Raw genomic sequence first — 20,271 nt, 5'->3', positions numbered from 1 at the left:
TCGAAATCGTGCCGTTATCGGCATTGGCGGCGTTCCGCTGCCGCCTCAAAGCCAGCCGGGGCGATCTCCGATCTGAAGAACGGGCGGCATCGATTTTGAGCAGGCCGGCGGTCGCCTTCAGGTGCCGTCAGGAAAGGGAGGAATATCAGCATGACCTCAAGCAAATCCGGCGTCTCGCGGCGCCAGTTCATCGCTACATCGCTCGCCGGCGGCGCGGCACTTGCGCTCAGCCGCGGCCAGGCCTTCGCGCAGGCCGCCGACACGCTGAAGGTCGGCTTTGTCAGCCCGCGCACCGGGCCGCTCGCCGGCTTCGGCCAGACCGACGGCTATGTGCTCGACCTCGCCCGCAAGGCGCTCGCCAACGGCATCGACATCGGCGGCAAGAAATACAGTGTCGAGATCATCGACCAGGACACGCAATCCGACCCGTCCCGCGCCGGCCAGCTCGCCAAGGACCTCATCAACAACCAGGCCGTCGACCTGATGCTGGCGGTGTCGACGCCGGAGGTGATCAACCCGGTCGCCGACGCCTGCGAAGCCGCCGGCGTGCCTTGCCTCTCCACCGTCATGCCGTGGGAGGCCTGGTATTTCGGCCGCGGCGCCAAGCCCGGCGAACCCTCGCCGTTCAAATGGACCTATCATTTCGGCTTCGGCGTGGACGAGTTCTTCCGGACCTACATCTCGCAATGGAACCTGATCGAGACCAACAAGAAGGTCGGCGTCATGTATCCCAACGACGCCGACGGCAATGCCATCCGCACCCATCTGGCGCCGTTGCTGGCAAAGCAGGGTTTCACCATCGTCGATCCCGGCGCCTACGAGACCGGCACCACCGACTATTCCTCGCAGATCGCACTGTTCAAACAGGAAGGCGTCGAGATCTTCAACTCCTTCCCGATCCCGCCGGACTTCGCCGCCTTCTGGCGCCAGGCCGCGCAGCAAGGCCTGATCAAGCAGATCAAGATCTGCCAGGTCGCCAAGACCGGACTGTTCCCATCCGACATCGAGGCGCTCGGCGATCTCGGCAACAAGATTTCGAGCGCCGCTTACTGGCACAAGGCCTTCCCCTACAAGTCGCCGTTGACCGGCGTGTCGGGAACCGAACTGGCCGACGGCTATGAGGCCGCAAGCGGCAAGCAGTGGACGCAGCAGCTCGGCGCCTCGATGTCGCTGCTCGACGCCGGCTTCGAGGCGCTGAAGGCAAGCACCGACGCCAAGGACAAGGCGGCCGTCGCCAAGGCGCTGAGCACGCTCAACACCGAGACCATGATCGGCAAGGTCGACTTCACCAGCGGCCCGGTCGCCAATGTCTCTCCCGGCCCGATCATCGGCACCCAATGGGTGGCGGCCAAGGAAGGCGGCAAATTCCCGCTCGACTACGTCGTGACCGAGAACGCCACCGACCCGAAGGTTCCGGTCGAGGCCAAGCTCCAGCCGTATAACAGCTGACGGTCGGTTACGGGGATCGCATCGTGAACGGTTCAGCAAACGCCGCGATCCTCCGCGCTGCCGGCATCCAGAAACGCTTCGGCGCGCTGGTGGTGCTCGACGATGTCGACTTCGCCATGAATGCCGATGAGGCCGTCGGCATCGTCGGCCCCAACGGCGCCGGCAAGACGACGCTGCTCAGCATCTTGTCAGGCGCCTTCCCGCCGAGCGCCGGCACGGTCGCCTTCAAGGGTGGCGATGTGACCGCGATGCCGGCTACAGCGCGCTGTCGTCTCGGCCTGGTGCGCACGCACCAGGTGCCCAAGCCGTTCAGCGGCATGACCACGTTCGAGAACGTTTTTGTTGCCGCGTCGCATGGCGCCGGTCTCGCCCGCGACGAGGCCTATGAAGAGGCGCTGGAGGCGCTGAAACTGTGCGGCATGATGGGCGTGGCCAACCGGCGCGCCGAAACGCTCGGCCTGCTCGACCGCAAGCGGCTGGAACTTGCCCGCGCGCTCGCGGCAAGGCCTACGCTGCTTCTGCTCGACGAGATCGGCGGCGGACTGACCGATGGCGAGGCGAGCGAACTTGTCGATACCATCAAGGAATTGCGCCGCCGCAAGATCGGCATCGTCTGGATCGAGCACATCGTCCACATCCTGCTGCAGGTGGCAGAGCGGCTGATCTGTATGGACGCCGGCAAGATCATCGCCGATGGCGAGCCGCAAGCGGTGATGGCCGACCCGGAAGTCGTGCGCGCCTATCTCGGCGGAGGCCCGAAATGAGCCTGCTCGCAATCGAGAATCTGGTCGTCCGCCATGGCCTGTTGCAGGCGGTGCGCGGTGTGAGCTTTACGATCGAGCGCGGCGAAACGCTGGCGCTGGTCGGCGCCAACGGCGCCGGCAAGACGACGCTGCTGCGGGCGATCGCCGGCGCCCATGAGCCGACGGCCGGCCGCGTGCTGCTGAATGGCGCCGATATCACCGGCGTTCCCTCGCACAAGCGCGTCGGCATGGGCGTCGCGCTGGTGCCGGAAGGGCGAAAACTGTTCGTGCAGATGACGGTCGAGGAGAACCTCCTGCTTGGCAAGGCCGCCGGCCGTCCCGGCGACTGGAGCGTGGAACGAGTGCTCGACACGTTCCCCAATCTGAAGCCGCGCCGCCACGCCAAGACCGGGCATCTCTCCGGTGGCGAGCAGCAGGCCACCGCCATCGGCCGCGCGTTGATGAGCAATCCGGAGCTGCTGCTGCTCGACGAGGTCTCGCTCGGCCTGTCGCCGCTGGTGGTCGATCGCGTATACGCTTCGCTGCAAGGGCTGATCAGCTCCGGCACGACGATCATCCTGGTCGAACAGGACCTCAATCGCGCGCTCTCGGTCTCGGACAAGGTCATCTGCATGCTCGAAGGACGCGTCGCGCTGGAAGGCCCGAGCAAGGGCATGTCCCGCGATGAAGTGACGAAAGCCTATTTCGGCCTGCACAGGAAAAGCGCCGGGAGTGTGCCGGCATGAGCAACCAGATCGTCCAGGGCATCCTGCTCGGCGGCTACTACGCGCTGATCGCCTGCGGCCTCTCCTTCATGTTTTCGGTGATGCGCATAATCAACCTCGCGCATGGCAGCCTGGCCGTGTTTTCCGCCTACGCGCTGTGGTGGCTCGCCTCGCAATTCCATATCTCGCCCTTCGTCGGCCTGCTCATCGTGCTGCCGCTGATGGCGGCCATCGGCTGGGCGCTGCAGCGCTTCCTGCTCGAGCGCAGCGCCCGCGGCGGCGCGCTCCTGCCGATCCTGACCACGTTCGGCCTCGCCATCGTCATCGACAATGCGCTGTTCGAGCAGTTCGGCGCCGACACACGTTCGCTGGCGCCCTATATCGGCAGCCTCTCCTACGATTCCTGGGAATGGCCGGGCAGCATCTATGTCGGCAAGCTTGCCGTGATCATGTTCGCCGCCGCCGTCATATTGCTTGGCGGACTGCAGCTGTTCCTCACCCGCACCAGGCTTGGCCGCTCGATCCGCGCCACGTCGGAAGATCCCGACACGGCCGGTCTCGTCGGCGTCGATGCGCGCCGCGCCAATGCCCTCGCCGCCTCCATCGCCATGGTCACCGTTGGGCTGGCCGGCGCCTTCCTCGCCATGCGCGCCACCTTCGATCCCTATACCGGCGCACCTCAATTGCTGTTCGCTTTCGAGGCGGCGGTGATCGGCGGCGCCGGTTCGCTATGGGGCACGCTGGTCGGCGGCATCGTGCTGGCGCTCGCCCAGACGCTCGGCGCGCAGGTGCATCCGCAAGGCTTCCTGATCGGCGGCCATGTCGCCTTCCTGATCGTGCTGTTCATCCGGCTCTCCACCTCCGGCCTCGGCCTGCGCGGCCTGCTGCGCCTGCCCGCGAGGAAAGCATCATGAGCGCGGTTTTAAACGACCCCGTCATCGAGCGCGGCACCTCCGCCTCGCGCATCTCGGCGATTGCGGTCGTCGTCATCATCGCGCTGCTTGGCATCGCGCCGCACTTCCTGTCGGCCGGCGCCGTCGACCGCGTGACCGCCTTGTTCATCTATGTGATCCTGGCAGCGATGTGGAACGCGCTGGCCGGCTTCGGCGGGCTGGTTTCGGTGGGACAGCAAGTGTTCTTCGGCCTCGGCGCCTATTTCACCATCCGCCTGGCCGATGCCGGCCTCAACCCGTTCGCCTCGCTGTTCGTCTCGGCGATCATCGTCGGCGCGATCTCCTGGCCGATGTCGCTGTTCATGCTGAAGCTCAGGAATGGCGAGTTCGCCATCGGCATGTGGGTGATCGCCGCGCTCACCCATCTGCTGGTCAATCTCGACCGGCTGGTGCAAGGCGAGACCGGGACGTCGCTGATCTCGCTCAACGTCTATGACGCCGGTTCCAGGCGGGCGACGATCTACTGGCTGGCGCTGGCCGCGATGACGGCGCTGCTCGCCACCCTGTTTAGCCTGCTGCGCGGCAGCACGGGTGCGGCCATCCGCGCCATCAGGGACAATGAGGAGGCCGCGGCATCGGTCGGCGTGCGCGTCACCGGAACCAAGCGGCTGCTCTTCGTGCTCGCCGCCTTCGGCATCGGCATGGCCGGCGCGCTGTGGTTGGCCACGTCGATCACCTTCCAGCCGAAAACCTACTTCAACGTCCAGTGGACCGCCTACATGATCTTCATGGTGCTGGTCGGCGGCATCGGCACCTTCGAGGGCGCCATTCTGGGTGCGCTGCTGTTCTTCCTCATCGAGACCTGGTTCGGCGGCACCGGCGTCTGGTATCTGATCGGCCTCGGCGCCACGGCGGTGCTGTTCTCGCTGTTCCTGCCGCGCGGCGTGTGGGGAACGCTGGAGGAGCGCTTTGGCCTGCGCCTGCTACCGGTCGGCTACCGGGTCAGGCTGCCGGCAAACGCCGGCGATAGTGACGCGACGCCTTCGCCGCAACAGGCCGCAACGTATAGTGAAAAGGCGTGACCATGCTGTTCGGCAAGACCATCCTCATCACCGGTGTCGCCTCTGGTATCGGCGCTCGCACGGCCGAACTTGCCGGCCAACTGGGCGCTGACGTGATCGGCGTCGATATGCGTGAACCGGCAGCATCGGCCGGCAGTTTCGTCAAGGCTGACATCTCATCCAAGGCCGGCGTCGACGATCTCCTCGGGCGCCTGCCGCAGCGCATCGATGCGCTCTGCAATGTCGCCGGCCTCCCCGGCAACACCGGTGCGGTGTCGACACTGGCCGTCAACTTCTACGGCCTGCGCGCGCTCTCGGAAGGCCTCGCACCAAGACTTCGTGAAGGCGGCACCGTAGTCAACGTCGCCTCGATCGCCGGCTATGGCTGGCGCGCCAATCTCAACCGCGCGGCATCGATGGTCGGCATCGAAGGCTTTCCCGATGTGGCGAAGATGATCGCCGACCATCAGGTGAAGAACGAGGAAGGCTATCCCGTTTCCAAGGAGCTGCTGCTGTTGTGGACGCAGCGCGCCGCACATCAGGACCTGTTCAGGAGCCGCGGCATCCGCGTCAATGCAGTGAGCCCCGGCCCGGTCGAGACGCCGATCCTCAAACAGTTCCGCAATGTGCTGGGTGACGCCCGCGTGGACAGCGACATCGCCAGGGTCGGGCGCGCCGGAACCTCGGGCGACATCGCGCCTGTCGTGCTGTTCCTGTGCTCGGACGGCGCACGCTGGGTCAACGGCGTCAATGTGCCGGTTGACGGTGGGCTTGAAGCATCGATCAATGCCGAGGTACTCGGCTTCTAGACCATGATCCCGAAAAGTGGGAGCCGGTGTTCGGATCAGATCGTGGTCGATAATAGATAGAAAAGACGCTCCACGGCGAGCGAGGGAGAGAACAATGGACATCGGACTTCTGATCGACGGCGACAAAAGGGATGCCTCCGGCTCAGCCTCTTACGAGCGCATGGACCCGTTCACCGGCAAGCTGGCGACCCGCGCTGCCGCAGCCAGCATCGCCGACGCCAATGCCGCGGTCGAAGCCGCTGCTGCCGCTTTCAAGACGTGGTCGAAGACCGGCCCGGGCGAGCGCCGCGCTTTGCTGTCCAAGGCGGCCGATGTCATGGACTCCAAGGTCGGCGAATTCACCAAATTGATGATGGAAGAAACCGGCGCGACCGGCCCCTGGGCCGGCTTCAACGTCATGCTCGCCGCCAAAATGCTGCGCGAGGCAGCCGCCATGACGACGCAGATTTCGGGCGAGGTCATTCCCTCCGACAAGCCCGGCACGCTGGCCATGGCGATCCGCCAGCCGGCCGGCGTCTGCCTCGGCATCGCGCCGTGGAATGCACCGGTCATCCTCGGAACCCGTGCCATCGCCATGCCGATCGCCTGCGGCAACACGGTTGTGCTGAAAGCTTCGGAAATGTGCCCAGGCACACACCGGCTGATCGGCCAGGTGCTGGTCGAGGCCGGCCTGCCCAAGGGCGTCATCAATGTCGTCACCAATGACCCCAAGGACGCAGCGGCAATCGTCGAAACACTGGTCGCGCACCCTGCAGTCAGGCGTGTCAACTTCACCGGCTCGACCAAGGTCGGCAGGATCATTGCCGAACTCGCCGGCCGTCACTTGAAGCCGGCGCTGCTCGAACTCGGCGGCAAGGCGCCGCTGGTCGTGCTCGACGATGCCGACATCGATGCGGCGGTCAATGCGGCGACCTTCGGCGCCTACATGCATCAGGGCCAGATCTGCATGTCGACCGAGCGCCTGGTCGTCGATGAAAAGGTCGCCGACGAGTTCGTCGCCAAGCTCGCCGCCCGCGCGGCGCAGCTGCCTGCCGGTGACCCGCGCGGCCATGTCGTGCTCGGTTCGCTGATCAGCGACCGAGCCGCCGACAAGATGGAAGAACTGGTTGCCGACGCCGTCGCCAAGGGCGCCAGGCTCGTGGCCGGCGGCAAGCGCACCGGAACCGTGGTCGAGGCGACATTGCTCGACCACGTGACGCCAGCGATGCGCGTCTATTCGGAAGAATCCTTCGGCCCGGTCAAGCCGGTGATCCGCGTTAAGGGCGAGGACGAAGCGGTATGTGTCGCCAACGATACCGAATACGGCCTGTCTTCAGCCGTGTTCAGCCGCGATATCCGCCGTGCCATGGCGGTTGCCGCGCGCATCGAAGCCGGTATCTGCCACATCAACGGCCCGACCGTCGGCGACGAGGCGCAAATGCCGTTCGGCGGCGTCAAGGGTTCAGGCTACGGCCGCTTCGGCGGCAAGGCCTCGATCGCCGAGTTCACCGACCTGCGCTGGCTGACCATCGAGGATCCGGGGCAGCACTATCCGTTTTGACTGCACCTTCTCCCACAGGGGGGGAGAAGGGAAGGAGCCCTCAGGGCCGTTGCCTGGCGAGCCAACGGATTCCCGCATCAAAACCCGGCAAGGCTCGAGTCGCGCGATCGGCGGCCCCTCCCGGAGTTGTAAATCGTTTGATCGTGGGTATTTTACCCCTCAAGCACATGCCGCCGGACGGCGGCAAGCGGTTTTGGGGACTACCACAAGTGCAAAGCAAAATACGCGATACGGATCGCGCCGGGGAGGAATCGTTATGCCAAACAAGGCCCTGCCGCTGGTCATCAGCGCGCCGGAACCACGCACGCTCGACCTGATCTTCACCTCACCGCAGCTGGCGCGCCTCAAAGCGCATTACCGCGTCGTCGAGACGACGGCCGAGGGCGTGGCGAACTTGCCCGCCGACGTGCTTGCCGAAGCCCGCTATATTATCGGCCAGCCGCCGATCTCGCCCGAGACCTTGGACCGGATGCAGGCGCTGCGTTGCGTCTTCAATGTCGAGACCAACCTCATCAACAACATGCCCTATGAGACGCTGTTTGCGCGCGGCATCCATGTCGTCACCACCGGCCTCGTCTTCGCCGAGCCGGTGGCCGAGCTTGGCCTCGCCATGGCGCTCAACCTCGCCCGCAACATCGTCGATGCTGACCTCGCCTTCCGCAAAGGCGAGGAGCTGTGGGGCGGTGACGGCAATTTGACGGCGCGGCTTCTGTCCGGCGCCGATGTCGGCATCATCGGCTTCGGCGATCTCGGCCGTGCGCTGAACCGGCTGCTGTCGGGTTTTCGCACCCGCACCAAGGTCTTCGACCCTTGGCTGCCGCCGTCGATCCTGATCGACAATGGCGTCGAGCCGGCCTCGCTGGCCGAGGTGCTGACATCAAGCGATTTCGTCTTCGTCGTCGCTTCGGTGACCTCGGAGAACCAGGGTTTCCTCGGCGCTGAGGCCTTTGCAAGTATGCGCAAGGGCGCCGCCTTCATCCTGCTCAGCCGCGCCGGCGTCGTCGACTTCCCTGCCCTGATGGCGGCGGTGAAAAGCGGCCACATCGTCGCCGCCAGCGATGTCTTCCCTGAAGAACCGCTGGCGCAGGACCATCCGGTCCGTGCGATCCCCGGCTTCCTGCGCTCCGCCCACCGCGCCGGTGCGCTTGACATCGCCTTCAAGCGCATGGGCGACATGGTTCTGGAAGACATGGACCTGATCGACCGTGGCCTGCCGCCGCTGCGCTCCAAGCGCGCCGAGCGCGAGACCGTGTCAAGGATGCGTTCGAAGCCGGCGGACAGGAACTAGTTATCGCGATAAATCCGTCTGAAATGGATTTCGGAGTTGGCCAAGCCGCGTTGTCATCGTCGCTCAGGATGACCGCAAGCGCGGGAACCTTTGCACGGCGATACCCCGCCAGGCCTGGCCGGCGGGGTATTGATTTGCGGATGACGTAAAAATCTGCGTGCTATCCGGCAGCAACGCCGGCTGCCGAGCGATTGGCCAGCACCAGCCCGACCTCGCCGACAACCTGCTCGACGCGCTTCAGGATGGGTTCGGCCCGCAGCACGCCGTCGGAAAAGTCCTTGTCCGTGGCATAGACCCCTGTCGGCAGCGTCAGCGCCTCGAAGAAGCCGAACAACGGCCGCAGCTGGTGCTCGACGATCAACGCGTGGCGATCGTTGCCGCCGGTGGCAAGCAGCACCATCGGCTTGCCGCGCAAGGCGGCGGGATCGAACAGATCGAAGAAGTGCTTGAACAGGCCGGTGTAGCTGCCCTTGTAGGTCGGCGACCCCACCACCATCACATCGGCATTGACGACGCTGTCGAAGATTGCCCGTGCCTGGCCGTCGAGATCGCGCGCCCATTTGGCAGCGCCGAGCGACGGGCCGAGGTCTTCGATGTCATAGGTGCTCGCCGACAGGCCATGCTGGCGCGCAATATCCCTGACAACCTGGTCGACAAAACCACGCGTCTTGGACGGCCTGGTGAAATTGCCGGAAAACCCGACGACGGTTGGATTGGGCATATTTCTCTCACCTCTCGCGGCGGGGTTTCATACCGCATATTTACAGGCTTGCGCCTGCCGCAAGAAGCAAGGATAGGCCCTCCAGCGCCATTGCCGGGGATTTTTTTTCCGTTTGCCCGCTCGTCTCAGGCCGCGAGAAGCCGGCCATAGGATTCCAGATAGAAGCCGGTTGACCTAGCGCAGGTCCGCACCGCCTCCCTGGCGGCAACCGTTTCCTGCCACCGCAGCAGGCGCTCGCATTCGGCCGGCATGACGAAGCCCAGATATTTCTCAAGCACGCACAGCTGTTCGAACCAGGAATAGAAGGCGATGTCGGCGGCGCTGAATTCCGAGCCCAGCAAAAACCGTTCGTCCGCCCCTCGCCTCGCAAAGGCATGCTGTTCCACAAAGCGCAGGGCGTCGGCAAGCTGGGCCTTGATCCGCTCATGAACCATAGCGTCGGAACTGTGCATCATGGTTGCCGTCCTGGCGTAAAGCTGCGTGTCGGCGAAACTGATCCAGATGCGCGCCTCAGCGCGGGCATGAGCATCCCTGGGGAAAATCGGCCGTTCGGGGAATGCATCATCGAGATATTCGCAGATGATCGCCGACTCCCTGACATATTGCCCCTGATGGCGCAGCAGCGGCACCTTTGCCGTCGGCGTGAGTTTCAGGAACCACGCCGGCTTGTTGCGCAGATCGATTTCGATTTCCGTCGCCTGCAGGCCTTTCTCGGCAAGGGCGAGCCTGACACGGTGCGCATAGGGACAAAGCTGCGCGACAAAAAGCTCGATTGGCGGCATGAATAACTCCTGAGTTTCGTTATCGCCGACAAGCGGCCTGTCGGGCATAGCTAGGTCCAGTAAGGCCGGCGCGCTATTCGACAGCGTCTGGATTGATTTATCGATCGTCTGTTTCTGGAGCAAAGCGTGGATCTCCTGGCTACCCTCATGCGCGAATTGCACTTCGCAGCCGCCGGGTACCGGCGCCTCGAACTGGCCGCGCCCTGGGCGATCTCGTTCAGCCAGGCTGGGCTTCGCGGCATTCACGTCGTCATCAAGGGGCGATGCGAGGCGGTGTTCGGTGAGGAAGATGTCGAGCCTCTCGATGCCGGCGACCTGATCATTGCACCGCGCGCCGATCCGCATGTGCTGCGGTCGCCCGGCGCGCTCAAAAGCGCGAACGTCCCCGCCGCCGAACTGGCGACCCAAACCGCAGCCGGGCGTATTCGCAGCGGCGGCGAAGGCGAAAAGACCGTCATCCTGTGCGGCGCCTTCGACTTTCGCGACGCCGACCATCCGGCACTTGCCGGCCTACCGCGCATCGTTCACATCCGGGGATCGAATGGCCGTCTGCCCAAATGGCTGCGTGGCTATGTCGAGGCCTTGCTGGTGGAAGCGACCGACGAAGGTCCCGGCAGCGACGTGGTCATGGCTCGCCTGTCTGGGGCCATCGTCACGCGCGCCTTGCGCTCCGGTCTGGAAAGCATGGACAATCCAGGTTGGCTGAGGGGATTGCAGGACCCCGCGATCGCCAGAGCGCTCGCGACCCTGCATGAAGCCTATGGCCACGACTGGACGATCGAGACCCTGGCACGCGCGGTCGGGCTCTCCAGGGCAACCTTTGCCGCCCGCTTTCGCGATCTCGTCGGCGAAGCGCCCATGGCCTATCTCTTCGGCTGCCGCATGCGGCAGGCCAGCCGGCTGCTGCACGAGGGCAAGAGCCTGGGCCAAGTCGCCGAGGCGGTCGGCTACAGCTCGGAAGCCGCCTTCTCCACCGCCTTCAGGCGCCACGCCGGCGTCTCGCCCGGCCAATTCAGGAAACGAAGGATCTGTAAGGCAGAGCGATATTGGCGGCGGCCGCGCCTCGCGCTAGGGCTTTGCCAGCACTATGTCTGATCATATCCCGACGCGGTTCGCCGCCGCTTTGCCCAGGAGATGCTTCGTGCCCAAAGGTTCTGACCTGCTTGTTGCCGCCCTCGAGAATGAGGGCGTCGATCGCATCTTCGGCATTCCCGGCGAAGAAAACCTGGACGTCGTCGAATCTATCCGCAAATCCTCGATCCAGCTCATCCTCACCCGTCATGAGCAGGCGGCGGCGTTCATGGCCGCCACCCATGGCAGGCTCACCGGCAAGCCAGGTGTGTGCATCACCACGCTGGGACCCGGCGCCCTGAACCTGACGACGGGTGCCGCCTATGCGCTGCTCGGCGCCATGCCGATGATCATGATCACCGGGCAGAAGGGCATCCGGTCGTCGCGCCAGGCCCGCTTCCAGATCGTCGACATCGTCGCCGCGATGAAGCCGCTGACCAAGCTGTCACGCCAGATCATCTCGGCGAAGACCATTCCCGCCGTGGTGCGCGAAGCGTTTCGGATTGCCGAAGAGGAGCGTCCGGGACCGGTGCATCTGGAACTGCCCGAAGACATCGCGGCCGAGGAGTGCGACGATGTCGCGCTGATCCCGCCGCATCCGGTCGAGCTTCCGCTGGCCAGCCCGCTTGCGCTCGACCGCGCCGCCGAGATGATCATCAAGGCGCAGCGTCCTCTGGCGATGCTGGGCGCCGCCGCATCGCGGCCGCGCTCGACGTCCGACCTCGCCCAGTTCGTGATCAGGACCGGCATTCCCTATTTCACCACGCAGATGGGCAAGGGCACGGTGCCCGGCGGCACCGAACTCTACATGGGCACCGCCGCGCTCTCCGAGCGCGACTATGTGCATGAGGCCATCGAACAGGCCGACCTCATCATCACTATCGGCCACGACACGATCGAGAAGCCGCCCTTCATTATGGGCGACAAGGGACCGAAGGTGATCCATGTCGGTTACCAGCCGGCCAATGTCGAGCAGGTCTATTTCCCGCAGACCGAAGTGGTCGGCGACATCGGCGCTTCGCTCAGGCTGCTTGCCGACCGGATCGAGGGCAAGATCCCCAACGCGCAGGCGCTACTGCCGCTGCGCGAAGGGATTTTGAGCCGCATTGCCACCCGCGCCACCGAAGACCGTTTCACGCCGCAGCGCTTGGTGCACGATGTGCGCGCGGTGATGCCGGCCGATGGCATCCTGGCGCTCGACAACGGCATGTACAAGATCTGGTTTGCGCGCAACTACCGCACGCGCGTCGCCAACACTTTGCTGCTCGACAACGCCCTGGCCACGATGGGCGCCGGCCTGCCGTCGGCGATGACGGCCGCGATGCTCTATCCCGCACGCCGCGTCATGGCGATCTGCGGCGATGGCGGCTTCATGATGAACAGCCAGGAACTGGAAACCGCCGTCAGGCTGAAGCTCAATTTGGTCGTGCTGATCATCGAGGACAATGCTTTCGGCATGATCCGCTGGAAGCAGGCGGCCGACCAGTTCCCCGATTTCGGCATGACCTTCGGCAATCCCGATTTCGTCCGCTATGCCGAGGCCTATGGCGCCAAGGGAACCAGGGTCGGCGCCGTCTCAGAAATACAATCGACGCTTGAACAGGCTTTTGCCGGCGGTGGCGTCCATCTCGTCGTCGTTCCGATCGACTATTCGGAGAACGAGCGCGTGCTGGTCGAGGAACTGCGCCACCGGTTGCCGGCGCCACCGGAGGCCTGACGGTGGAGTAGATACCGCCGCAGCAGCGCTCAGGCGGCCCGGACCTTGGCGCTCCCACGCGCCCAGGTCGGCAGCCAGTCGCCATGTGTCGCCAGCAACTCATCGACCAGCGCCCAGATCTGGTCGAGATCGAGTTCGGCCGCCGTATGCGGGTCCATCATCGCCGCGTGGTAGATGTGCTCGCGGTTTTCGGTCATCAACGCCTGCACCGTCAGTTCCTGCACATTGATGTTGGTGCGTATCAACGCGGTGAGTTGCGGCGGCAGCTCGCCAATATAGGTCGGCTGGATGCCGGAGGCGTCCACCAGACACGGCACCTCGGCGGCGCAATTGTCCGGCAGCGAGGTGATGCAGCCATTGTTGCGGACATTGCCGTAGATCACCGAAGGCTCCCCGGTCCACACCGAGTTCATGATCGAGGACGCGTATTCCTTCGATTGCTCGACCTCGATGCGGTCGGCCGAGCGATAGGCCTCGGCCTGGCCCTTCCAGCGCTCGATCTGTTCGATGCAGCGCTTGGGATATTCGTCGAGCGGAATGCCGAACTTGTCGATCAGGTCGGGGCGGCCTTCCTTGATGAAATAGGGCGTGTATTCGGCGAAATGCTCGGAGCTTTCGGTGACGAAATAGCCGAGCCGCGTCAGCATCTCGTAGCGCACCTTGTTGGGGCAGCGCGGGTTCCAGCCCGGCTTCGGCGCCCTGCCTTCGCGATAGGCGCGGACCAGGTCCGGATAGAGGTTGCGGTAAGAGCCATCCGGCTGCCGGTGCTCGAACTTCAGGTAGAAGGCCATGTGGTTGATGCCGGCCGAGCGGTAGCGTATCTCGTCGTAGGGAATGTCGAGATCGTGCGCCAGTTCCATCGCCGTGCCCTGCACCGAGTGGCAGAGGCCTACCTGTTTGATCTCAGGGTATTTCTCTGAGATCGCCCAGGTGTTGATCGCCATCGGGTTGACATATTGCAGCATGATCGCGTCGGGGCAGACGGCCAGCATGTCCTCGCAGATCTTCCACAGATGCGGCACGGTCCGGAGGCCGCGCATGATGCCGCCGACGCCGAGCGTGTCGGCAATGGTCTGGCGCAGGCCGTATTTCTTCGGCACCTCGAAATCGGTGACGGTGCAGGGCTCAAAGCCGCCGATCTGGAAGGCGACGACGACGAAGTCGGCGCCGGCGAGCGCCCTGCGCTGGTCGGAATAGGTCTCGGCCTTCGCCTTCACGCCCAGCGTCGCGATCAGCTTGTTGACGACGATGGCGCTCTCTTCCAGCCGCTGCGGATTGATGTCCATCAGCGCGATCGTCGCGCCTGACAGCGATGGCCGCTGCAGCACGTCGCCGACAATGTTCTTCATGAACACGGTCGAACCCGCGCCAATGAAGGTGATCCTGGGATGTCTTGCCACTATTAAACCTCCGGCACTTTGCTACGCCACGTCGAAGGCGGCCCTGACGAGCCGTTCGGTGTAGGCGGTCTTGGGATGGGTGAGGACCTCGTCGACGGGTCCCTGTTCGACGATCTTGCCGTTCTGCATAACGATGACGCGATGGCAGAGCGCGCGCACCACCTTGAGGTCGTGCGAAATGAAGAGATAGCTAAGGCCGCGTTCGTCCTGCAGCTTGCGCAACAAGTCGATGATCTGCGCCTGCACCGAAAGGTCGAGCGCCGATGTCGGTTCATCGAGCAGGATGAATTCGGGCTCCAGCGCGATGGCTCGGGCAATTGCGATGCGCTGCCGCTGGCCGCCGGAAAATTCGTGCGGGAACCGCGACAGGATATCGCCGGGCATGCCGGCGCTGACCAGGGCGTCGCGAACCCGATCGACCCGCTCGCGCCGTGTCGCGCCGATCCTGTTGACGACCAGCCCTTCCTCGATGATCTGGCCGATCGTCATGCGCGGGTTGAGCGAGGAGAACGGATCCTGGAAGACGACCTGCATGCGCGAGCGCAACGGCCGCATCCCGGCGCGCGACAGGCCGTGGATCGGCTGGCCGTCGAAGCTGACCTCGCCGCGCTTGGCCTCGGTGAGCTTGAGCAAGGCGAGACCGAACGTCGTCTTGCCGGAGCCGGATTCGCCGACCAGCCCAAGTGTCTCGTGGCGGCAAAGTTTCAGGCCGAGATCGTCGACGGCGACCAGTTCGCGCCAGTCCGGCTTCAGGAAGCTGCCATGGCGCAGCATGAAGCAGACGCGCATGTCACGGGCCTCGAGGATGGTGCCGCTGTTTTCCGGCAGCGGCTGCGGCTTGCCGTGCGGCTCTGAAGCGAGCAGCCGCTTGGTATAGGCATGCTGCGGGTCGGCGAACAGCCGCTCGGTGACGTTGTGCTCGCACATCTCGCCATGCTGCATGACATAGACATAGTCCGAGAATTTCCGCACCACGGTGAGGTCGTGGGTGATCAGGATGACCGCCATCCTGAGTTCTTTTTGCAGATTGCGGATCAAATTGAGGATCTGTGCTTGCACCGTGACGTCGAGCGCCGTCGTTGGCTCGTCGGCGATCAGCACATCAGGGTCGTTGGCGAGCGCCATGGCGATCATCACGCGCTGGCGCTGCCCGCCCGACATCTGGTGCGGATACTGTTTGATGCGCGCTTCCGGCTCGGGGATCTGGACATGGCGCAAAAGCTCGAGCGCCCGTGCCCAGGCTTGCTTGCGGCTGACCTTTCGATGCACCCTGATCGCCTCGACGATCTGACTGCCGACCGTATAGATCGGGTTGAGCGAGCTCATCGGCTCCTGGAAGATCATCGAGATGCGATTGCCGCGCAACTTGCGCCGGGCGCTCTCGGGGAATTTCAGTATGTCCTGCCCGCAATAGTCGATGGTGGATTTCGGCGACACGGTGGCCCGCTTTGACAAGAGCCCCATGACAGCGCGCGCCGTCACCGACTTGCCGGAACCGGACTCGCCGACGATGGCGATCGTCTCCCCGCGATAGAGCTGGAACGAGACATCCTTCACCGCGTCGACGACGCCGTGCTCGACCTTGAAGGCGACCTCGATGTTGCGGGCATCGATGATGGGTTGGTCGTGGCGGCCGGCATGGTCGAACCGGACGGCTGGTGCGAAGGTGGCTGCGAGCGCTACGGTCATCCCGGCCACCTCAATAGGGATCGACGGCATCGCGCAGGCCGTCGCCCAGCGCGTTGAAGGCAAAGACGGTGATCAGCACGAAGCCGACCGGCGACAGGATCCACGGATAGGTGCCGATGACCGAATAGGTAGCCGTGTCCTGCAGCATCAGCCCCCATGAGATCAGCGGCGGTTTCACGGCGAAGCCGAGGAAGCCGAGAAAGGCTTCGAGCAGTACCACCGTCGGGATCGCGATCGTCACGGCGACGATGACGTGGCTCATCACATTGGGGAAAATGTGCTGCATGATGATACGCATGTCGGTGGCGCCAACCGCCATGGCAGCGCGCACATAGTCGATCCGCGCCAGCGCCAGCGTCTTGCCGCGCACCTCGCGCGACATCTGCGCCCAGCCCAGCGCCGACATGACGATGATGACGAAGGCGAGGAAGACGTTGGTCGGCGCGGTCACCGGGATCAGCGTCGTCAGCGCAAGATAGAGCGGCAATTGCGGGAAGGCGAGCACCAGCTCGACAAAGCGCTGCATCCAGACGTCGAAGCGGCCGCCGAAATAGCCCGAGACCATGCCGACCGTGGTGCCGATGACGGTGATGATGAACACCACCGTCATCGCGATCATCAGCGAGACGCGCGAGCCCTGGATGGCGCGCGACAACACATCGCGGCCGAATTTGTCGGTGCCGAGAAAATGCACCGGCTGGCCGTCGGCCGAAGCGAAGAAATGCCGGTTGGCGGGGATCAGGCCAAGCAGCCGGTAGTCGGCGCCCTTGACGAAGAAGCCGAGCAGGCGCGGATGCTCGTAATCCGGCCCGACGACCGGCTGGAAGGTGACCGGGTCGAGGTCTGCAGAATCCGCCAGCGCATAGACCCGCGGCTGGAGCACGAAATTCCCGTCTCTGTCGTGAAAACTCATCACTTGCGGCGGGGCGAAAGCGACATCGGTCACCTTGGGGTCCATCGGCGCGAAGAAATCGGCGAACAGCGCCATCAGCACCAGAAGCACGACCAGGATCAGCCCGGCCATGCCGGTCCAGGAGCGCCTCAGCCGGCGCCAGACCAGCGCCATATAGCTCTCATTGCCGCGTGGGGTCGCAATCGCGGTTGCTTCAGCCGGGGGCGGCGGCGGGGATGGGTCACGCGCCAGCATCTAGCTCTCCCTGAACTGGCGTACGCGCGGATCGAGCAGCGCGAGCAGCATGTCGGCGATGATGTTGCCGACGATCAGCGTTGCCGACAGCACCATCATGAAGGTCGCCGTGACATAAACGTCGCCGACCGCCATCGAGCCGACGATGGCGGGCCCGACCGTCGGCAGCGCAAAGATGATCGCCGTCTCGATCTCGCCGGTCAGCATGTAGGGCAGCACCACGCCCTGATACATGATGAGCGGGTGCAGTGCGTTGGGCACGGCATGGCGCATGACGACGGCGCTGCCGGTCAGGCCCTTGGCCTTGGCCGTCTCGACATATTGCGCGTTCAGCGTATCGAGCAGATTGCCGCGCATGACGCGCATATTGTAGGCGAGCCCGCCGAAGGTGGCGATCGCCACCACCGGCCAGACATGCTTGACGAGGTCGGCGAATTTCGCCCACGACCACGGCGCGCCGCCATATTGCGGCGAGAAGAAGCTGCCGATCTCCGACACGTTGAACTGGAAGACCAGGAGATAGACGATGATCAGCGCCATCAGGAAGCGCGGCACCGTCATGCCGAGGAAGGAGATGGCCGACAGCACCGAGTCGATCCATGTGTATTGCCTGGTCGCCGCCCAGATGCCGAAGGTGATGCCGAGCACCGACGCCAGCAGATGGCAGACCAATGCCAGCAGCAGCGTGCGCGGCAGCCGCTCGCCGACCACTGCGGCGACCGGCTTGTTGTAATAGAGGCTGTAGCCGAAATCGCCGCGGGTGATGATGCCGGCGACCCAGTTCAGGTACTGGACGGGCAGCGGTTTATCGAGGCCGTGCTCGACCCGATAGGCCTGCGCCTGCGCGTCGGCTTCGGCAAAAGACGCCCCGCCCTGGTTGATGAGCTGCGAACGGATATAGTCGGCATAGTCGCCCGGCGGCGCCTGGATGATGGCAAAGGTGACCAGGCTCAGGATGACCATGACCGGCACCGCCGATGCTATGCGCATGGCCAGGAATCGCAGCATCGGACCGTTTCTCCTCCTTGGATCTAATCTGTTGCCGCTGACCTTACTCCGTCCCGGCCGCGCGCGCAGCGCGGCCGGGCGTCAGCCAAGGGAGGAAACTCAGTTCGTCGGACCCTTGTCGCCGGGCTTGCCGGGAAGCTGGTCGGGAAAGAGTTCGTATTTCTGCTGCTTGTCGGCGGCGACGAAGACGCGTTCGCGCACGATCGAATCCTCGGCCCAGTTGAACATGAAGATCGGCGTTCCCTGCGGGATGTTGGAGAAGCGCTTGTTGATGATCAGGGCGCCGGGATATTCGGTCAGTCCGATATTGTAGACATGCTCCGTCGAGATCTTCTGGAACGTCTTCATCAGGCTGGCGCGCTCGTCATTGTCTGACGAGGAGACGAACTTGTTGACGATGTCGACAAGCTCCTTTTCGAACGGCATCAGGTCGACCACGCCGCTTTCGGGCGCGCGGTGATCCCAGCTGGTCTTGGGTCCGACGGGCGCGAGTTGCACGGTATTCTGCACGACGGAAGTCAGCTCCTGCTCGTTGCGCCTGATCAGCCAGTCGAAGCGGCCGGAATATTGCGAGGCATCACGCTGGGTGCCGTTGAGGCCGTTGAGCACGACCCTGATGCCAAGCTTTTCCATCTGGCCGACGACGCCTTCGGCGAGGCTCTTGTCAGTGCCGTAGTCATTGTTGACCAGCATCACGATCTCGACATTCTTGCCGCCGGCGGTCCCGGCCGGGAAGTTCACGAAGCCGTCGCCATCCGTATCCTTGAGACCAGCCTTGGCCAGTTCCGCCTTGGCGCCCTCGATGTCGAAGGGATAGTAGACGGTCGAGTTGCGGTCATAGAAGCTGGTGCCCGAGGAAAAGCCACCGGGGTAGATGGCGGTGAACGGCCCCTTGACCAGCGAGTCGCCGAGCGCCTTGCGGTCGAGCGCCATGGTGATGCCCTTGCGGAAGTCCTCATTGCGGTTGAGCTCGCGGATCGCCTGGCCGCGTTCGTCGGGATTGCCCCAGCCATTGGCGGAAAAGTTCATGCGCAGATTGTAGCCGATCAGGCGCGGGCCAAAGGCGAGCCGGGCCGGCGCGTCCTTGTCCGCCGCTCGCTTCAGCGAAGCGACGAAATTCTCCGGCTGCTCGAGGTTGGAGAAGTCGGCGGCCCCTGCCACCGCCTGCACGTCGCGGTCGGCCCAGGTCGACAGCTTGTAGTGCAGTTCGTTGAGATAGGGCAGCTGGTTGCCCTTCTCGTCGACCTTCCAGTAGTAGGGATTGCGGCGCAAGACGATGATGTCGTCGGGCCTATACTCCACCGGCACCCAGGCGCCCATCACCGGAATGTTCATATATTCCGGCGGGAACGCGTTCTTGAACTGCTCGTAGGTATTCTTCGAGTACTTCGGATGCTGCGGCTTGAGGATATGCGCTGGGCCGGGGCAGAAGGTGCCATAGGCCATGGCGTAGAGATACTGTTTGGGGAAAGCGTCCTTGAAGGTCCACTCGACGGTGTAATCGTCGACCTTCTTCAGCGTCGTGCCGACACCGAAGGTTTCCGCTGTGGCGCCGTTCAACGGCGAGACATTGGGGTCGACGACCTCATCGTCCCAGTAGAACATGACATCGTCGGCATTGAAGGCAACGCCGTCAGACCATTTGGCGCCTTCGACCAGGTGCATGGTCAGCGTGTGGCCATCCTTCGACCAGTCCCAGCTCCTGGCGAGGTTGGGCAGCGGCTCGGTGTCCTTGGCCTCGACCTGGAACAAAGGCGCGGTGCGCGTCAGGCATTCCGAAAGGCCGATGTCGATGCCGCCCCATCCTTGGGTCTGGCCGGCGCCATAATTCCAGCCTTCCGGCCGGCCGCCAATGACGTGGCGCATGGTGTCGCCATAAACGCCGATGCCGTCCGGCATGTTGCCGGTCTTGAACACCAGCGGCTCCTTCGGCAGGCGATCCTTGACCGGCGGCAGCTTGCCAGTCTTGACGTATTTCTCGGTGACCCACTCGGGCTCGTGATATTCGGGCAGCGCCTTGAACTCCAGGATGGAATCGCGGGCGACGTATTTGATCTTGCCCTCGGCGGGAAACGCCGCCGGCGCCGGCGGCGTGGTCGGCTCGGACGCGTATGCACTGCCAAGCGCCAATGCCGAGACGCTCAGCGCCAGCCCGGCGAGAATGCCAATTCTTCGCCCGGCGAGAATGCCAATTCTTCGCCCGGCGAGAATGCCAATTCTTCGACCGG

The 20,271-nt window shown here is 64.2% G+C and carries 17 protein-coding genes; 10 read left to right on the top strand and 7 right to left on the bottom strand.

Going from position 1 to position 20,271, the window contains the following annotated elements:
* The first annotated feature begins 150 nt into the window (after positions 1–150).
* From X726_RS163205 to X726_RS163240, 8 genes are all read left to right on the top strand, one after another.
* Positions 151–1,449: an ABC transporter substrate-binding protein gene (locus X726_RS163205; protein ID WP_023668150.1), complete on the top strand. Its 1,299-nt coding sequence runs from the start codon at positions 151–153 to the stop codon at positions 1,447–1,449.
* Positions 1,450–1,469: 20 nt separating this feature from the next.
* The gene (locus X726_RS163210; RefSeq protein ID WP_031214635.1) at positions 1,470–2,213 is read left to right on the top strand and encodes an ABC transporter ATP-binding protein; all 744 of its coding nucleotides are present in this window, start codon (positions 1,470–1,472) and stop codon (positions 2,211–2,213) included.
* Positions 2,210–2,938: an ABC transporter ATP-binding protein gene (locus tag X726_RS163215; RefSeq protein WP_023668148.1), complete on the top strand. Its 729-nt coding sequence runs from the start codon at positions 2,210–2,212 to the stop codon at positions 2,936–2,938. The genes X726_RS163210 and X726_RS163215 overlap by 4 nt, the downstream gene beginning before the upstream one ends.
* Positions 2,935–3,831 carry a branched-chain amino acid ABC transporter permease gene (locus X726_RS163220; protein ID WP_023668147.1) on the top strand — a complete coding sequence of 299 codons (897 nt, stop codon included), beginning with the start codon at positions 2,935–2,937 and terminating at the stop codon, positions 3,829–3,831. The genes X726_RS163215 and X726_RS163220 overlap by 4 nt, the downstream gene beginning before the upstream one ends.
* The gene (locus X726_RS163225; RefSeq protein ID WP_023668146.1) at positions 3,828–4,892 is read left to right on the top strand and encodes a branched-chain amino acid ABC transporter permease; all 1,065 of its coding nucleotides are present in this window, start codon (positions 3,828–3,830) and stop codon (positions 4,890–4,892) included. Before X726_RS163220 ends, X726_RS163225 begins: the two co-directional genes overlap by 4 nt.
* Positions 4,893–4,894: 2 nt before the next feature.
* On the top strand, positions 4,895–5,680 hold the full coding sequence (locus X726_RS163230; RefSeq protein ID WP_027050689.1) for a coniferyl-alcohol dehydrogenase: 786 nt from the start codon (positions 4,895–4,897) through the stop codon (positions 5,678–5,680).
* 94 nt (positions 5,681–5,774) lie between these two features.
* Complete coding sequence (locus X726_RS163235; protein ID WP_023668144.1) at positions 5,775–7,220, top strand: aldehyde dehydrogenase; 1,446 nt, start codon at positions 5,775–5,777, stop codon at positions 7,218–7,220.
* Between the two features lie 256 nt (positions 7,221–7,476).
* Entirely contained in the window at positions 7,477–8,508 is a 1,032-nt protein-coding gene (locus tag X726_RS163240; protein ID WP_023668143.1) for a hydroxyacid dehydrogenase, read from the top strand.
* Between the two features lie 160 nt (positions 8,509–8,668).
* Here X726_RS163240 and msuE read toward each other — a convergent pair whose 3' ends face one another.
* Positions 8,669–9,229: an FMN reductase gene (gene msuE / locus X726_RS163245; RefSeq protein WP_023668142.1), complete on the bottom strand. Its 561-nt coding sequence runs from the start codon at positions 9,227–9,229 to the stop codon at positions 8,669–8,671.
* A gap of 125 nt (positions 9,230–9,354) precedes the next feature.
* Entirely contained in the window at positions 9,355–10,011 is a 657-nt protein-coding gene (locus X726_RS163250; RefSeq protein WP_031214634.1) for a glutathione S-transferase family protein, read from the bottom strand.
* A gap of 147 nt (positions 10,012–10,158) precedes the next feature.
* On the opposite strand from X726_RS163250, the gene X726_RS163255 reads away from it, so the two are divergent.
* Positions 10,159–11,106 carry an AraC family transcriptional regulator gene (locus X726_RS163255; protein WP_023668140.1) on the top strand — a complete coding sequence of 316 codons (948 nt, stop codon included), beginning with the start codon at positions 10,159–10,161 and terminating at the stop codon, positions 11,104–11,106.
* 46 nt (positions 11,107–11,152) lie between these two features.
* On the top strand, positions 11,153–12,799 hold the full coding sequence (locus X726_RS163260; protein ID WP_023668139.1) for an acetolactate synthase large subunit: 1,647 nt from the start codon (positions 11,153–11,155) through the stop codon (positions 12,797–12,799).
* A 29-nt stretch (positions 12,800–12,828) separates the two neighbouring features.
* Here X726_RS163260 and X726_RS163265 read toward each other — a convergent pair whose 3' ends face one another.
* The 5 genes from X726_RS163265 to X726_RS163285 all read right to left on the bottom strand — a co-directional run bounded on the left by X726_RS163265 (position 12,829) and on the right by X726_RS163285 (position 20,230).
* Positions 12,829–14,199 carry an alpha-glucosidase/alpha-galactosidase gene (locus X726_RS163265; protein WP_031214631.1) on the bottom strand — a complete coding sequence of 457 codons (1,371 nt, stop codon included), beginning with the start codon at positions 14,197–14,199 and terminating at the stop codon, positions 12,829–12,831.
* 21 nt (positions 14,200–14,220) lie between these two features.
* Entirely contained in the window at positions 14,221–15,888 is a 1,668-nt protein-coding gene (locus X726_RS163270) for an ABC transporter ATP-binding protein (protein ID WP_031214628.1), read from the bottom strand.
* Between the two features lie 10 nt (positions 15,889–15,898).
* Complete coding sequence (locus X726_RS163275; protein WP_031214626.1) at positions 15,899–17,035, bottom strand: ABC transporter permease; 1,137 nt, start codon at positions 17,033–17,035, stop codon at positions 15,899–15,901.
* Entirely contained in the window at positions 17,036–18,043 is a 1,008-nt protein-coding gene (locus tag X726_RS163280) for an ABC transporter permease (RefSeq protein ID WP_023668135.1), read from the bottom strand.
* Positions 18,044–18,142: 99 nt separating this feature from the next.
* A complete protein-coding gene (locus X726_RS163285) occupies positions 18,143–20,230 on the bottom strand; it encodes an ABC transporter substrate-binding protein (protein ID WP_031198399.1) in 2,088 nt (695 codons plus the stop codon).
* Positions 20,231–20,271: the final 41 nt, after the last annotated feature.

Origin of the sequence: Mesorhizobium sp. LSJC285A00 (assembly GCF_000503155.1) — a bacterium.
Classification (GTDB): Bacteria; Pseudomonadota; Alphaproteobacteria; order Rhizobiales; family Rhizobiaceae; genus Mesorhizobium.
This window is presented reverse-complemented; position numbering and strand designations above follow the sequence as displayed.